15 protein-coding genes and 1 tRNA gene are annotated in these 14,491 nt (G+C 66.8%); 6 read left to right on the top strand and 10 right to left on the bottom strand.

Features of this window, described 5'->3' with window-relative positions; all coding sequences use genetic code 11:
• Position 1 precedes the first annotated feature (1 nt).
• Genes ACNQS7_RS20190 through ACNQS7_RS20205 form a run of 4 tightly spaced genes read right to left on the bottom strand, consistent with a single transcriptional unit; the run spans position 2 to position 3,372 of the window.
• Positions 2–1,393 carry a DUF4226 domain-containing protein gene (locus tag ACNQS7_RS20190; RefSeq protein WP_418013955.1) on the bottom strand — a complete coding sequence of 464 codons (1,392 nt, stop codon included), beginning with the start codon at positions 1,391–1,393 and terminating at the stop codon, positions 2–4.
• Positions 1,394–1,442: 49 nt separating this feature from the next.
• Complete coding sequence (locus tag ACNQS7_RS20195; protein ID WP_418013956.1) at positions 1,443–1,796, bottom strand: DUF4226 domain-containing protein; 354 nt, start codon at positions 1,794–1,796, stop codon at positions 1,443–1,445.
• Between the two features lie 15 nt (positions 1,797–1,811).
• A complete protein-coding gene (locus ACNQS7_RS20200) occupies positions 1,812–2,603 on the bottom strand; it encodes a C40 family peptidase (protein ID WP_418013957.1) in 792 nt (263 codons plus the stop codon).
• Positions 2,596–3,372: a helix-turn-helix domain-containing protein gene (locus ACNQS7_RS20205; RefSeq protein WP_418013958.1), complete on the bottom strand. Its 777-nt coding sequence runs from the start codon at positions 3,370–3,372 to the stop codon at positions 2,596–2,598. The genes ACNQS7_RS20200 and ACNQS7_RS20205 overlap by 8 nt, the downstream gene beginning before the upstream one ends.
• A 146-nt stretch (positions 3,373–3,518) precedes the next feature.
• On the opposite strand from ACNQS7_RS20205, the gene ACNQS7_RS20210 reads away from it, so the two are divergent.
• The 4 genes from ACNQS7_RS20210 (at position 3,519) to ACNQS7_RS20225 (ending at position 6,796) form a co-directional block, all read left to right on the top strand.
• A complete protein-coding gene (locus tag ACNQS7_RS20210) occupies positions 3,519–3,947 on the top strand; it encodes a WhiB family transcriptional regulator (protein ID WP_418013960.1) in 429 nt (142 codons plus the stop codon).
• Between the two features lie 104 nt (positions 3,948–4,051).
• Positions 4,052–5,434 carry an acyl-CoA dehydrogenase family protein gene (locus ACNQS7_RS20215; protein ID WP_418013961.1) on the top strand — a complete coding sequence of 461 codons (1,383 nt, stop codon included), beginning with the start codon at positions 4,052–4,054 and terminating at the stop codon, positions 5,432–5,434.
• A 22-nt stretch (positions 5,435–5,456) separates the two neighbouring features.
• A complete protein-coding gene (locus ACNQS7_RS20220; RefSeq protein ID WP_418013962.1) occupies positions 5,457–6,458 on the top strand; it encodes a pirin family protein in 1,002 nt (333 codons plus the stop codon).
• Positions 6,455–6,796: a GNAT family N-acetyltransferase gene (locus ACNQS7_RS20225; protein WP_418013963.1), complete on the top strand. Its 342-nt coding sequence runs from the start codon at positions 6,455–6,457 to the stop codon at positions 6,794–6,796. The genes ACNQS7_RS20220 and ACNQS7_RS20225 overlap by 4 nt, the downstream gene beginning before the upstream one ends.
• Before the next feature lie 2 nt (positions 6,797–6,798).
• On the opposite strand, the gene ACNQS7_RS20230 is transcribed toward ACNQS7_RS20225, so the two are convergent.
• From ACNQS7_RS20230 to ACNQS7_RS20255, 6 genes are all read right to left on the bottom strand, one after another.
• On the bottom strand, positions 6,799–8,292 hold the full coding sequence (locus tag ACNQS7_RS20230; protein ID WP_418013964.1) for a PPE domain-containing protein: 1,494 nt from the start codon (positions 8,290–8,292) through the stop codon (positions 6,799–6,801).
• A 231-nt stretch (positions 8,293–8,523) separates the two neighbouring features.
• Positions 8,524–8,790: a YdeI/OmpD-associated family protein gene (locus ACNQS7_RS20235; protein WP_055578129.1), complete on the bottom strand. Its 267-nt coding sequence runs from the start codon at positions 8,788–8,790 to the stop codon at positions 8,524–8,526.
• 32 nt (positions 8,791–8,822) lie between these two features.
• Positions 8,823–9,194: a PIN domain-containing protein gene (locus tag ACNQS7_RS20240; protein WP_418013965.1), complete on the bottom strand. Its 372-nt coding sequence runs from the start codon at positions 9,192–9,194 to the stop codon at positions 8,823–8,825.
• Between the two features lie 5 nt (positions 9,195–9,199).
• Positions 9,200–9,448, bottom strand: a complete 249-nt coding sequence (locus ACNQS7_RS20245; RefSeq protein WP_418013966.1) for a type II toxin-antitoxin system Phd/YefM family antitoxin — start codon at positions 9,446–9,448, stop codon at positions 9,200–9,202.
• Positions 9,449–9,468: 20 nt separating this feature from the next.
• Positions 9,469–10,779 (bottom strand): ammonium transporter, encoded by a 1,311-nt coding sequence (locus ACNQS7_RS20250; RefSeq protein ID WP_418013967.1) that lies wholly within the window; start codon positions 10,777–10,779, stop codon positions 9,469–9,471.
• A gap of 1,116 nt (positions 10,780–11,895) precedes the next feature.
• Positions 11,896–11,978 (bottom strand) — tRNA-Leu (locus ACNQS7_RS20255).
• Positions 11,979–12,212: 234 nt separating this feature from the next.
• On the opposite strand from ACNQS7_RS20255, the gene ACNQS7_RS20260 reads away from it, so the two are divergent.
• Together ACNQS7_RS20260 and ACNQS7_RS20265 are read left to right on the top strand one after the other, a co-directional pair.
• A complete protein-coding gene (locus ACNQS7_RS20260; RefSeq protein ID WP_418013968.1) occupies positions 12,213–13,874 on the top strand; it encodes a DUF3662 and FHA domain-containing protein in 1,662 nt (553 codons plus the stop codon).
• A 125-nt stretch (positions 13,875–13,999) separates the two neighbouring features.
• The gene (locus tag ACNQS7_RS20265) at positions 14,000–14,467 is read left to right on the top strand and encodes an FHA domain-containing protein FhaB/FipA (protein ID WP_055578126.1); all 468 of its coding nucleotides are present in this window, start codon (positions 14,000–14,002) and stop codon (positions 14,465–14,467) included.
• The last annotated feature ends 24 nt before the right edge of the window (positions 14,468–14,491 follow it).

The raw sequence follows: 14,491 nt of genomic DNA on the forward strand, positions 1-14,491 counted from the left end.
GCTAGGCCGTGGCTGACGGCCGGGTCGGTGTCGGTGTCTCGGTAGCTGGTGCTGTCGCCTGGCTCGCCGGCGCCGGCGGGTGCTCCCAGCCTAGGAAGCTCGGCCCCGCCACGGTCGAAATGTGTTGAATCTGGCCGTCCAGCAGCGCCTTGCTGCGTCCGAGGGCCAGCGCGTGCCGATCGCTGAACATGCCGATGTCGCCCGGCTCGACACGCGACGGGTCCAGGGGAGCGCTGACTGCGGTGCCCGGAGGGGGGATCGTGATGCCCTGCTGCTGGAATGCCTCGGCGATCGGGGTGCCGCCGGCCGCGGCCTGGATCGCCGCGGCCAGTTGCGGGCTGGCAGCGGTCACCGTCTCGCCGGTCGGCAGCGTCACCGTCGTCGGACCTGCCGGCGGCGCCTCATGCTGACCCGAGGGATCGGGCGGCTCCGCGTCCCGATGGTCGTCGTCGTGATGGTCGTGTTCGTCCTCATCCGCGGATTCTCGATGAATCCGGTCGTCATCCCAGAGCCCGTCGTTGAGCGATCGCCCGTCGCGACCGCTGCCGGCCGGCAGATTCGGCAGCGTTAACCCAGTTGGTAGGCCCAGCGCCGGGGGCGACGAGCCCGCCGGGGATGCTCCACCGCCCGAACTGGGTGGAGTCGTCGGGGGTGATACCGCCGTAGGCGAGGGACCGGGCGCGGCGGCCGGCGCCGACCCGGGGTCATCGAGCAGCAACGAGTCCAGCAACGGGTCCGCTGCGGCGGCCGGCACCGGCTGTCGGTCCCCGGCGTGCCCGATCGGCGAGGTCGGTTCCGGCACCGGCCGCCGTCGGGCGGATGTCTCCGCCGCGTTCTCGGACGCGTTGTACAGCGACGTCCACGCCGCCATCAAGGCCGACTTGGACGTGTCGTCCAGACTCGCGGTCGCGACCACCTCGCGGATATCTCTGAGTTTGCCGATCAGCCACCGCTGGAAATCCCTTGCGCCGGCCGGGGTGTCAAGATCCGAGCGCGTTGCGACGGCGGTCTCGATCTCGTGCTGCAGTTTCGTGAGTGCGTCGCGGCCCTCCACCGTGGTCAGGTGGGCGTTCAGGATTGCCGAAACCACCTGCATGTCCAGCTGAGATGTCATGGAATTTTGGTGCGCCAGAGCGACTTCCGCATCCGCGATGGCCTTGGCAGCATCGCCGTCGGCGCGATCCGGGGGCGCCGGCGAATTCGTCGGGGGGAACAGGTCCGGGTGTTGCCGACGGATCTTGGCCAGGATCTCGGCCAGCTGCGCCCCGCTCGTCGGAGGCGATACCGCGGCGATCCGTTCCTCGGGCGTCAGCCCGGCCATCCATGCCAACGGGTCGCCGGTGCGCTCCTGAATGCGTCGCATCGTGTCCACGAGGTCCTGATACGTCGTCACGACCCCTCCATGCCGCGGGACAGTACCCAGGCACCGTCCCCTCGACAATTCACCCTGTGGACGGCTGCCCGTACTGTGAGCGCAGCCCTTGCAGCACAGCGCCTTTGGCGCGGCTCAGCTCGCGGGCATCGGTGACGACAGAGGTGATTTCGCGCTGTTTGGACAACAGGAATCGCTGAAACTCGCGCGCGCCCAACGGCGCATCGAGCGCAAGCCCGCGCGCACGCTCGATCTCCGCGGCGATCGCATCGAGCCGGCGCAGGCTCTCCCGGAGCGCTTCGTGCGCGCCGACGAGTGTGTCGGTCAGGACCCGGTCGGCCTCGGAGGCAGCGCGGTGCCTGGTCGCCAGTTCAGCTTGGCGGGCGGCAATGGCGCTGATCGATGATCCCGCTTGGTCCGACATGACTTGAACCTTCCTCTACCAGGGCCGGCGGATCGCCACATTGGTGCCCAGTCGGCTGATCCGGACGGAGGCACCCGAATAGGGAGCTTCGACCACGAGGTTGTCGCCGATCGCCATCTGCACGTGCCCGGCATGCGGAAAGACGAGGTCACCTGGCTGCACCTGGGCGCGCGGCACCGGAAAGCCGTCGTTGATCTGTTGATAGGTGGTGCGATCGAGGTGCACTCCCGCCTTCGCGTACGCCCACTGGACCAGGCCGGAGCAGTCGAACTGATCGGGACCGGTAGCACCCCACACGTAGGGCCGCCCCAGCCGGGAAAGCGCAGCCCGCACCGCTGTGCCCGCGCGACCGTGCGCCGACGGCAGCCGGGCGCGACGGTGCGTGACGCGATACCGCAGCGTACGCAGCGCTTCGCCGTGCCGCCGCGCGCGGCTTTGCGCGGAGAGAACGTGAGACCGTTGCGCTCGCAACCGCGCCACCCGCCGGCGTATTGCCTCGCGCTGAGCCAGCGGCGTCGCCGGGGCGACCGCGGCATCAGCGCGAGCTTCATCGACGACACCGGCGGTGAGCTCCCGCGCAGCGCCCCGGTCCCGCCGCGCCCCGGCCATGACCGTCGCGAGGACTGAATCCGTGTGCGCGGCCGATGCCAGGACGATGTGGCTGCGGTTGGCGGCACGCTGATAACCACTCGGTGGCGCAACGTCTTTCGCTTCAACGACCGGAACCGGCTCCAGCGTCACCGGGGGCGTGTTCCCCGCGAACAGTCGGTGGGCACGCTCGAGTGCCTCGACTTCCGGTTCACTCACCTGCGGTCCCGTCGTCGATGGCTTCATGACCCTGCACCGCGTCTGTGAATGCACGCACGCGGGGGATGGCCCCGGATGGGATGACACCACGGTTGCGGATGTCCCACACATCGTCAGTGCCGACGCCGATCAGCGCCGCAATGACGGCGTCCGGGAGTTCCGACCGCGCGCAGGCCCGGTCGAATCGGGCGCTGAGACTTGTCGGCAGCCGCTCCAGCAACCCGCTGCGAGTGGCTTCGAGCGCCTTCAGGTGCTCCATCAGGCGGCCGCTCGAATCGGCGCCGGCATTCACCGCCACCCGCCACGAACTGGCCGCCAGCATCTCCGCCTTCACGCACTGTGCGATCACGTTCAGAATATACGTCTCATATTCGTTTGATGTCTTCGTCGGCATCCGATCGATGAGTGATCGCAGCGTTTCGAGTTGTGCCTCGGCATACTCTTCGAGCACATCGGTGTCAGAGTGACGCTCGACGGTGACCGCTCCCTGGCTCCGGGCGGAGGCGGGTGCCGGCGGTCGCGCGGCGAGCAGGCGGGCAAGTTCTGCTTCGGGGTCCGCCGCGACCACCAGCCGTGCGTAGGTGCCCGGAGGCAGACCGAGGCCCTCCTCAACCTTCTGAACAGTGCCTTTGTGTGGTTTGCGGACACCGCGTTCGAGGTAGCTCAACCCCATGATGCTCACGTCGGTGGCCGCCGCGAGGTCGGCTAATGACCAGTCCCGTGATTCGCGGAGTGCGCGAATCGCCGCGCCGGCCGACTCGCGGCTCACGGCGGGCTCCAGGCCATACGCGAATGTTACACAGGCGCCTCGACTCACTAGTGATTATATGTTTTGTTATCCGTTTATCTTGTCTATCCAGCCCTTCTGCGTATACGCTTCTGCCTACGTTTCAGATGGACGAGGAGGCCTCAAACATGGCAAACCCCTGCACCTCAAACCCGGAACTGTGGTTCGGCTACCCCGACGACGACGGTGGCGACGGTGCCGCCAAGGCACGCGTCTACGAGCGGTCGGCAATCGAGGCGAGGGTGCAGTGCTTGCGGCGGTGCCCCCTGGCGCAGCAGCGACTCTGCGCCGAGTGGGCGATCAAGCACCAGGAGGAGTACGGGGTCTGGGCGGGGGTCAAGTTGCCCGGCGGGCAGTATCGCAAGCGCGAGCAACTCGCGCACGCCCACGAGGTGTTGCGACGGATCGCCGCCGGAGAGATCAACGCCCGGGAATTGCCCGAGAACGCGGCCCTGCTAGCGAGCCGGGAACGCGCGCTGGAGACCAACCAGCTTCCGCTGAGCCCGGTGATCCTGCATCTCCCGGCTACCAAGGTGGGTCCGCGTTCGGCGGCCTGACCTGCGCTGCGGGGAAGTCGCGCGGATAGCGCGCCGAAACCCGGGGTATACCGCGCTTGACAGTGGCCCCGTCCGGGCCGAGGCAACTGAACCAGAGGCGCCCCATGACTTTCGACGTGACCCCTACCGCAGCACAACACGATCTGGCCCGGCGAACCCACGAGTTCGCCGAGGAGGTGATCCGGCCGGTGGCGCTGGAATTCGACCAGCGGCAGGAGTTTCCGTGGCCGGTGCTGGAGGAGGCCGCCCAGCGCGGTTTCTACAGCCCGCTGTTCTACCGGGATCTGATTGGCGACCCGACCGGCATCTCGCTACCGATGTTCATGGAGGAGCTGTTCTGGGGCTGCGCGGGAATCGGCCTGGCCATCGTGATGCCGGCGCTGGCACTCTCGGCGATCGGCCAGGCCGCCTCGCCCGAGCAGATGCTGCAGTGGGCTCCGGAATGCTTCGGGACGCCGGGAGACCTCAAGCTGGCCGCGCTGGCCATCTCCGAACCCGAGGGCGGCAGCGATGTCCGCAACCTGCGCACCCATGCCCGCCGCGACGGCGACGACTGGATCATCGACGGTCACAAGATGTGGATCGGCAACGGCGGCATCGCCAACGTGCACGTGGTGAACGCGGTGGTCGACGAGGAACTCGGCCACCGGGGCCAGGCCCTGTTCGTCGTACCGGGCGGCACCCCCGGACTGGAACTGGTCCGCAAGCTGGACAAGTTGGGCTGCCGGGCATCACATACCGCTGAGTTGCGGTTCAACGGTGTGCGGGTACCTGGCGGCAATCTGCTCGGTGGACAGGACAAACTCGAACACAAACTGGCCAAGGCCCGCGAAGTCGTGGCCGGCGCGAAGAAGTCAGGATCCGCCACGCTGGGCACCTTCGAGCAGACCCGGCCCATGGTGGCGGCGCAGGCGATCGGAATCGCGCGCGCCGCACTGGAATACGCCACCGCCTACGCCACCGAGCGGGAAGCGTTCGGCGGACCCATCATCAACAACCAGGGCATCGCATTTCCGTTGGCCGACTTGGCGACTCAGATCGACGCGGCACGGCTGCTAACGTGGCGCGCCTCCTGGATGGCTGCCAACAACGTCCCCTTCGAGCGGGGCGAGGGCTCCATGTCCAAGCTGGCCGCCAGCGAAGTCGCCGTCAAGGCCACCGAGCGCGCGATTCAGACGATGGGTGGCTGGGGTTACATCACCGATCACCCGGTGGAGAAGTGGTATCGAGATGCCAAGTTGTACACCATCTTTGAGGGCACCAGCGAGATTCAGCGGATGGTGATCTCCAATGCCCTGGGTTCTGCCGTCGACGTCCCACCGCTGCACGTGACCGTCGAACCGACCGGGGGCCCTTTCAACCGGATGTTCGGCAGAGGCACACCGCTGCGCTCTCGTGCCGCCGACCGGGCGCTGGCGCTTAAGGACCGGATACCCGAGCCGGTGATGCGAGTCGCCATGAAGGCGCTGCAACCGCCGGGCCGGTGAGTCGGCGAGTAGGGTCGCGAGGGTGAGCAACCTGGAGATCGCGCCGGCCGAAGTTGCTTGTGGCGCTGCGCAGGTCGCCGTGGACACCCCGGCCGTGGAGATCCTGCGGCCACGGGAGGTGCCCCTCGGCGGGCCGCGGGCCATGCCGGTGCGCCGCACCCTGCCACAGCGGCAGCGCTCAATGATCGGCGCCTGGTGCTTCGTCGATCACTACGGGCCGGTGACCGGAGACGCCGCGCGGATGGACGTTCCACCGCATCCCCACACCGGCCTACAAACGGTGAGCTGGTTGTTCAGTGGGGAGGTGGAGCACCGCGACAGCGCGGGCGTGCACGCCATGGTGCGGCCGGGCGAACTCAACCTGATGACGGCCGGCAGGGGTATCTGTCATTCCGAAGTGGCCGTGGGCGGCAGCGTGCTGCACGGCGCGCAGTTGTGGGTGGCACTGCCGGATTCAGCGCGCGACACGGCTCGAGACTTCGCCCACTACCGTCCCGAACCGGTGTCGATTTTGGGGGCTCGAGCCTCGGTCTTCCTGGGTGAGCTGGCCGGGAGCCGTTCGCCGGTAACGACTTTCACCCCGCTGCTCGGAGCTCAACTTGACCTGGAGCCGCGGGCCGAGCTCGAACTCGGGATCGACCCGGCCTTCGAGCACGGTGTGCTGTGCGACGACGGAGAGGTTGCACTGGATGGAGTTCGACTGTCGGTGGCAGATCTGGGGTTCCTGGGCACCGGACACTCCGTGCTGCGGTTAAGCAACACCGCTGGGCGCCCCGCCCGGGTCCTGGTGCTGGGCGGCGCGCCGTTCTGCGAAGAGTTGGTGATGTGGTGGAACTTCGTCGGACGAAGTCACGACGAGATCGTCGGCTATCGACGGCAATGGCAGGACGCCCATAACGATTCAGACGACCGCTTCGGTGCCGTCCGGGGCTATCAGGGTTCGGTCGCCCGCCTGCCCGCCCCGCCGATGCCAACCACCCGGCTGGTTCCCAGACCACTTTCAGATCAGAAGGAGCGCACATGACAACCGACAAAACCGGTGCAGAGGTCGACATCCGAGGAGAGGACCGGCGCTACACGATCGCCGTCGGCGGCCAAGACGTCGGCTTCGCCGATTTCGCCGACCGGGGCGATCAGCGGGTCTTCCACCACACCGAAATCGACCCGGCATTCGGCGGGCGTGGCTTGGCCACACTGCTGCTCGAAGACGCGCTACAGGCGACGCGCGCGGACGGCAAACGGATCGTGCCGGTGTGTTCCATGGTGGTCACGGTGCTCAAGAAGCATCCCGAATACAACGACATCACCGACCCAGTGACCGCCGAAGTGGTCGGCTGGGTCAATACACAGCCGAGCAACTGAGGCTAGCGCTGTTCGGACTCCCACGTGTTGGGCAGCATCGGAACGGTTGGGCCACTGCCGAATTCGTCGGCGGGCAAGGTCACGAGTCCGGCGGCGTCGGCGTCGCCCCTGGCCGCGGTACCCCCGAAGCCCATCGCGCCCGCACGGCTTCCTGAGGCCGTCACCGCCGGCTCGTCGGGCGGCACCGGGTCGGGCTCCGGGTCGTAATCCAGCACCTCGTCGGCGTACTGGTGCTCCGGCATGGTAGCCGCGCGCCGTCGTCGGGACCGGCGTTTGTCCCGGACCGCGACACCGGCGGCGGCCGCCGGAATACCTTGCGCCGGCGCCTTTACGCTGGATCCCTCGCGAAATGTCGGCGTGAACCCCTCACCGGGATCGAGCCCGATGACGGCATACGGCACCGCCGACGCTGCCGGCGCCGGCGCGGCCGAGGCCGGTGCCGACCCGGCACTTGCGGTGGCCGAAGCCGCCGGAGCGCCGGCCGGGCCGGTGATCGTCGGCGCCAGGGTCGCCAGCGGCCAGTTCGACGAGTGACTCGGTGCGTTGACCACCGCCGCCGGTGCTTCCGCACCTTCGGCCACCGGGCCGGGAAGCTGCTGGAGGTACTCGTAACCCACCCCGATCACCACCCCCAGGGTTATCGACAGCAGCGGGTCCAGTAGCAGCTGGGGGTAGGTGAGACTCGCCGCTATCCACGTCACGATCTGGTAGATGACGGCGAACAGGAACGGTCCCCAGGTGCTCAGCGCCTGCGCCGGGTTCGTCATGAAGTCGGTGATCAGCTGGAAGGTGTTGCCCACCGGGTTCTGCAGGAAGTTGGTGATCGGCTCGTACAGCTGCTGGACGTACTGGAGGTACTGCTGCAGCAACTGGGCGATGATGTCGGCGAGATTGAGCTGGTTTCCGGAATCGGCGGCGGGAGCCGCGGCGGCGAGTTGGCTGGGTTCGGCGGCTGCGTCTGATTTGACCACCGTCGGCGCCGGCGAGGTGGGCGGGACGGCTGCCAGCGCCGCTGCCGACGCCGCTTCATAGCCACCCATCGCGGCCGCGGCCTGCAGCCACATCCGCGCATAGTCGGCCTCGTTCAGCGTGATCGGAATCGTGTTGATACCAAAGAAATTCGTCGCCACCAGCACCCCGTGGACGACGTGGTTGGCGGCCAACTCGGGCAGTGTCGGCATCAGCGCCAGGGCCGTGGTGTAGGCCGCGGCCGCCGCTTCGTGTTGGGCCGCGGCGGCTTGGCTGGTCGCCTGTGCCTGGGTCAGCCAGCCCAGGTACGGCGCGTGGGCGGCGACGTACTGAGCAGCGCTCGGACCTTGCCAGGAACTCTGGGCGGCACCCAGCACGCTCAACAGATCCGCGGTCGCCTCGGCGTACTCGGCACCCAGTGCCTGCCAGGCACCCGCTGCCGCCAACAGAACGCCCGGCCCGGGCCCGGCGGACAGCAGTGCCGAGTGCACTTCGGGAGGTGAGGCGATCCAGATCGGCGTCGTCACTGCGCACTCTCCGCCGGCCAACCCCTCGGCATCGCACCCATCAGCAACCGGTCCTCCCATGCTGCGCAGCCCGGCTCGCGCTCGGCGTGCCCGGATTCGGCATCTTCGCTGCAGTCAGGGCTGTGACTCAGCGGGGCGTTGACCTGATCCGGCGGGAGGGGTAACCGCCAGATTAGGTTCGCCTAACCAAACACTAGACGTTTCGGGGCGGGTCCAGCAACGGGCCTACCGCTATCGGCCGTTGCGCTCGCGATGTTTGCACCCCGGCCAGCAGCAGGGCCGGCGCTTGCCCTCCTCGAGTTCCTCCTGGGTCCGCCGGATGCGGCGCTCGCGGGTAGCCGCCTGCTTGGCGTCCTCGACCCAGCAGATGAACTCGTTGCGGGCCAGGGGAGTGATGTCCTTCCACAACTCCAGGGCGGTCGAGTTCGCGACCAGCGCCTGACGCAGATCAGCCGGCATCTCGTGCACGACGCCCCCCGGCACTTGCTTGCTGCTCACGAGGCCAGGTTATCGCCAGGGCAATTCGGAAGTCAGACCGCAACCACGTCGACCAGGTTCCCGAGGCCGGCGAAGTCGTCCGGATTCCGTGTGTACAAACGTGCCGCATGTGCATGTGCTGTAGCCGCGATCAGCAGATCCATCGACCGGGCCATAGGCTGGCGGCCCATCTCGACGACAGCCGCGGCGACTTGGCCGTAGCTAGCGGCCACCGTTCCATCGAGTGGCAGTGCGTCGAAGGTCCGCTCGAGCAGCAGTAGCCGGCGCAGTCGCTCGGCCCGAACGCTGCCTCGTTTTGCGACCAGCACACCGAAGTGCAATTCGGCCAGCGTCACGGCGCTGATAGCCAACTCTCCCTCGAGGGGAGGGACGTCTGTCGCGATGACCACGCTGGTGTCGAGCACGCCTCTCACTTGGTCGACCAAGGGTCTTCAAGCTCACCGGCCAGCGTGCTCCGATCCATATCCCAGTCGGGGTCGGCGGGCCCGGCGACAAGTTCGGCTACGTCCGCCCACCGACGCCAGGCTCGGGGGGTTGCGGGGACCAGCCGAGCACCCGCACGGCCAGCGACGGTAATGACGATCTCCTCGCCCTGCTCCACACGGCGGACGAGTTCAGAGGCGTTCTGACGCAGTTCACGAAGCCCAACAACTGTCATAACCAAAGGTAGCACATGTGCTACGACAGGTCGTCGTCGTCGATCGACCGCGGGCGGGAGTCGTCGCGTTCGCCGATGGACGGACGGCGCGGTGCCTGGTGGCCGTAAACGCCTTCGGGATAGGCCGTTTCGGCGTGCTCCGCCAGGTCGATCCCGCTCTTCTCGTCGGCGGCGCTGAGCCGGAATCCCATGATCCGATCGATCAGCTTGCCCAGCACGAAGCTCACCGTGAACGCGTAGAGGGCGACCACCACCATGGCCAGGGACTGTTTGCCGAGTTGGCCCAATCCGCCGCCGTAGAACAGGCCCTTCGGGCCGCCGGTCATCACCGCGGTGGCGAGCAGCCCGATCAGGAAGACCCCGACCACGCCGCCGACGAAGTGCACACCCACCACGTCGAGAGAGTCGTCGTAGTTCAGCTTGAACTTGACCAGGATCGCGTAGGAGCACACCACTCCGGCGACCAGGCCGACCACCGCGGCGCCCAGCGTGTTCACTGTGCCGCACGACGGGGTGATCGCCACCAGACCGGCCACCACACCCGAGGCGGCACCGAACGTGGTGGGCTTGCCGTCGCGGAACTGTTCGACCGTCAGCCAGCCCAGCATGCCCAGGCAGCCAGCCACCAGGGTGTTGAGGAAGATCGCGGACGCCAGCCCGTTGGCCGCCAGCGCCGATCCGGCGTTGAACCCGAACCAGCCGAACCACAGCAGGCCCACCCCGAGCAGGACGAACGGCAGGTTGTGCGGGCGCATCGCCTCCACTTTGAAGCCGATGCGCGGGCCGAGCACCAGGGCGAGGGCCAAAGCCGAAGAGCCAGAGACGATTTCGACGACCAATCCACCCGCGTAGTCCAGGACTCCCATTTTGGCCAGCCAGCCGGTGGGCGCCCACACCCAGTGCGCGATCACCGCGTAGACCGCCACCGACCACACCAGGACGAACACTATCCAGGCCCCGAACTTGGCGCGATCGGCGATGGCGCCGCTGACCAGAGCCGCGGTGATGATGGCGAAGGTCAGCTGGAAAGTGGCGTACAGCAGCTCGGGCACCTGTCCGTGCAGGGTCTCCGGGCCGATTCCACTCATGCCGGCGTGAGCCAGCCCACCTGAGAAACCGCCGGCCCCGCCGTCGGAGAAGGCCAGGCTGTAGCCCACCAGCAGCCACGCCACCGTGACCACCGGGATGGAGATGAAGCTCATCATGATCATGTTGAGCACGCCGGTGGTGCGCATCATGCCGCCGTAGAAGATCGCCAGGCCGGGGGTCATGAGCAGGACGAGCGCGGTGCTGGCGAGCAACCACGCGGTGGCCGCGGGATCGATGTTCAACTCTGTGGCTCCTCGGATCGTCGCCGACGGCGGTGTCGGCGCGGTTTTGTCAGATAGACCGTAGACGGCGCCGAGCGTCGCGGATACGGCCGTCCGTCATACCCCAATCCGCGCTCATGCCAAGCGGCCGACGGCGCCGGTACCTGCCGGAGTCGGATGTGACGTCAACGGGCGGACGCGGAAGCTGAGCCGCCCAGCACGACAACGAGCGATGCTGATCCTGCTCAGCGAAAGTCCGCGCGTGCGATCGTGATGAGTCGCGGCATGTTTTCCGCGTAACCGGTGTCGGCCGTGGTTTTTCTGTTGGCCGGGCCAGAAGTTCCTGTTGGATTCGATGCCGCGGCTGCTGACGCCGCCGTGGCTGGCTTTGCACCTGAATTGTGCCCATGGCGGTGACGCGTGAACGTCTCATTTGAACGCTTTATCTAGTATTAGCTCTGGTTCTGTTTTAGGTGAATCGTCTCGGGCTCTTTTTCGCACAACGATGGTGACAGCTGCGGCAAAACTGCTGGTGGCGGGTAACATCACCTTGGCTGGTGTCGACTCGTCATAAAGGAGAGTTAAAACATGAAGAGAGCTTCAAATATGCGCGCTCACCGGGTGCGGGCAATTGGCGCGATAATGTTTGTTTTAATTTCTGCCACGACCTTGGCCGGCTGCAATGCGCAGCGTTTTTGTTCGAATCCGCTGGACATTGAATGCTACAAGAATAATAATTCGCCATTTTAGCGATGGTGATGGCGGGTGTGATGCGATACCTGGCCCGCGTTCGCCACCAGAGCAGACTTCGACCGTGGTGGCTGCCTCGACCAACTATCAAACGCGACGTTGCTGCGCCACCCGATGGAGCTTATGCCGCGGTCCGACGCGGTGGATCTTCGGCAGACGCTCCATTTCGACGGCCGGCCGTGGGTCACCGTGTGGATGGAAGGCCGGTAGCTCGGCAATCGCTTGACGAAGCTCGTCGACTGCGGCGGTCATTGAGTGGACCGGGAGCTTGACTCCCCGGTCGACCGTCCTCGCAGTACCCAATTAAATCGCTATGCCAAACACAAAGGTCACGATCCATTTCTGGTTCGTGACCTTTGTCGTCGCAGTTCGTGGAACCGCTCTATGTGGGCGAAGGGGGACTTGAACCCCCACGTCCCGAAGGACACTGGCACCTGAAGCCAGCGCGTCTGCCATTCCGCCACTCGCCCGAAACAACCGGAGGACCATATCACTGTAGTGGCTGCGCACCCCAACCGTGCGCTCGGGGGCACCCCCACGCAGTCGGCGAAAGGTCTCCGAACAGTATCGATGTGATTCTCAGGATTCTGACGGTGCCGCCGCGTCGCGCTGTCCCGATACGATTGTCAGTTAACAAGTCACGTGGCCGAGTTCATCGCCTTCGGCCGACGACTCCCGTGCACAGGAGTGAGGCGAGCGCGAAAATGGGTAGCCAACGAGGGCTGGTTCAGCGCATCGAGCGCAAACTCGAGTCGACGGTTGGTGATGCGTTTGCCCGGGTGTTCGGGGGATCGATCGTGCCGCAAGAGGTGGAAGCCCTGTTGCGCCGCGAGGCTGCCGACGGCGTCCGCTCCCTACAGGGAAATCGCCTTTTGGCACCCAACGAATACATCATTACCCTCAGTGTGCACGACTTCGAGAAGTTGGGCGGCGACCCGGAGCTCACGTCGAGCGCTTTTGCTCGGTACTTGGCGGACTATATCCAGGAACAGGGGTGGCAAACGTATGGTGAAGTGGTCGTCCGGTTCGAGCAGGCCTCGAACCTGCACACTGGCCAGTTCCGCGCCCGCGGGACTGTCAACCCCGACGTCGAGCCCCGCCCGACGGCTACCGATTCCGCCCAGCCACAATCAAATCATGCGTTTGGCGCAGAACCAGGAGTACGACCGATGACTGACAATCCAGGCTACCGCGGCGGTCAGGGGCAGGGGCGGCCCGACGAGTACTACGACGACCGCTACCAGCGCCCGCATGAGGGTGGCCAGCCTCCGTACCCGGCAGAGGGCGGCGGATACCCGCCGCAGCAGGGCTACCCGCCTCCCCAGCAGGGCGGCTATGGCCAGGAACACGGTGGCTACGGTCAGGGCGGCTACCAGGATCAGGGCGGCTACGGTCAGGGCCAGGGTGGGTACGGCCAGCCGCAGGGCCAACCCCAGGGTCAGCCGCAGGGCGGCTATGGCGACCAGCGCGGTTACGGCGACCAGGGCGGCTACGACCAGCGCGGCTACGGCGACCAGCGTGGCTACGGTGAGCAGGGCCAGAGCAACTACGCGCCCACCTACGAGGCACCTCCGCCCGCCGCGCCCGCGGGTCCGCCCGCCGGCGGATACGGAAGCCAGGGCGGGTACGGCCAGGACCAGGGCTACCAGCAGGGTGGTTACGGTCAGCCGCAGGGTGGTCAGCAGGGTTACGGCGGCGGCTACGGCGACTACGGCCGCGAGCCCGCCCGCCAGGACGAGGGGTACGGCGCACCGAGCGCGCCGCCCGCTCCCCCCGAGCCGCAGCGGCCGTCCTACGAACAGGGTGGCGGCTACGGGCAGGACCAGGGCTACCAGCAGGGCGGCGGCTACGGCCGCCAGGACTACGGCAGCGGCGACTACACCCAGTACGCCGAGGCGTCGGCACCCGGTGGGTACGCGCCGCAGGGCGGGTACGGGGAGCCACAGGGCTACGGAGAGTCGCAGGGTTACGGCGACTACGGCCAGCAGTCGGCTCCTGAGTATGGTCAGCCGCCGACGCAGGACTACGGCCAAGCGGGCGGCTACGGCGGTTACGGCCAGGGCGGCTACGGGTCCGCAGGGGCTCAGGTCACCCTGCAGCTCGACGACGGCAGTGGCCGGACCTACCAGCTGCGCGACGGCTCCAACATCGTCGGGCGCGGCCAGGACGCCCAGTTCCGGCTGCCGGACACCGGCGTGTCACGCCGGCATCTGGAGATCCGCTGGGACGGTCAGGTCGCGTTGCTCTCGGACCTGAACTCCACCAACGGCACCACCGTGAACAACGCCCCGGTACAGGAGTGGCAGCTCGCGGACGGCGACGTGATCCGGCTGGGTCATTCCGAGATCATCGTCCGTATTCACTGAGCCGACCGACTCGTAGCTGCCGCGCATCTCCCCGCATCGGTCACTGTCGAAGTATCGTGACTTTGCTGAGGTGCACGGCATCAGGTGCGCGGGGTGGGCAGTGCCGGGACGGAAAGGACCGCCGGATGCAGGGGTTGGTACTGCAACTGACGCGTGCCGGGTTTTTGATGCTGTTATGGCTGTTCATCTGGTCGGTGCTGCGGATTCTGCGCACCGACATCTATGCACCGACCGGCGCGGTGATGGTTCGTCGTGGTCTGACGCTGCGCGGCAACCTGCTGCCCTCGCGGCAGCGCCGCGACACGGCACGGTATCTGGTTGTGACTGAAGGGGCTCTGCAGGGCGCCCGGATCACGCTGAGCGGCCAACCGGTGCTCATCGGCCGCGCGGACGACTCGACCTTGGTATTGACTGATGATTACGCCTCTACTCGGCATGCCAGGCTGTCTCAGCGAGGCTCCGAATGGTATGTGGAAGATCTAGGATCGACCAACGGCACTTACCTCGACAGGGCCAAAGTGACAACTGCTGTGCGAGTTCCCATAGGTACGCCGGTTCGGATCGGCAAGACCGCAATAGAGTTGCGCCCGTGACCCGCGCTTACGACGATGGTGCCG

Origin of the sequence: Mycobacterium sp. 23, from assembly GCF_048287075.1 — a bacterium.
Lineage (GTDB): Bacteria > Actinomycetota > Actinomycetes > Mycobacteriales > Mycobacteriaceae > Mycobacterium > Mycobacterium gordonae_B.

Excerpts from the sequence above, each read along its gene's own strand:
- ACNQS7_RS20195 (WP_418013956.1), bottom strand. The coding sequence starts at position 1,796 with ATGTCGGACCAAGCGGGATCATCGATCAGCGCCATTGCCGCCCGCCAA.
- ACNQS7_RS20265 (WP_055578126.1), top strand. The coding sequence starts at position 14,000 with ATGCAGGGGTTGGTACTGCAACTGACGCGTGCCGGGTTTTTGATGCTG.
- ACNQS7_RS20210 (WP_418013960.1), top strand. The coding sequence starts at position 3,519 with ATGGCAAACCCCTGCACCTCAAACCCGGAACTGTGGTTCGGCTACCCC.
- ACNQS7_RS20225 (WP_418013963.1), top strand. The coding sequence starts at position 6,455 with ATGACAACCGACAAAACCGGTGCAGAGGTCGACATCCGAGGAGAGGAC.
- ACNQS7_RS20260 (WP_418013968.1), top strand. The coding sequence starts at position 12,213 with ATGGGTAGCCAACGAGGGCTGGTTCAGCGCATCGAGCGCAAACTCGAG.
- ACNQS7_RS20215 (WP_418013961.1), top strand. The coding sequence starts at position 4,052 with ATGACTTTCGACGTGACCCCTACCGCAGCACAACACGATCTGGCCCGG.
- ACNQS7_RS20245 (WP_418013966.1), bottom strand. The coding sequence starts at position 9,448 with ATGACAGTTGTTGGGCTTCGTGAACTGCGTCAGAACGCCTCTGAACTC.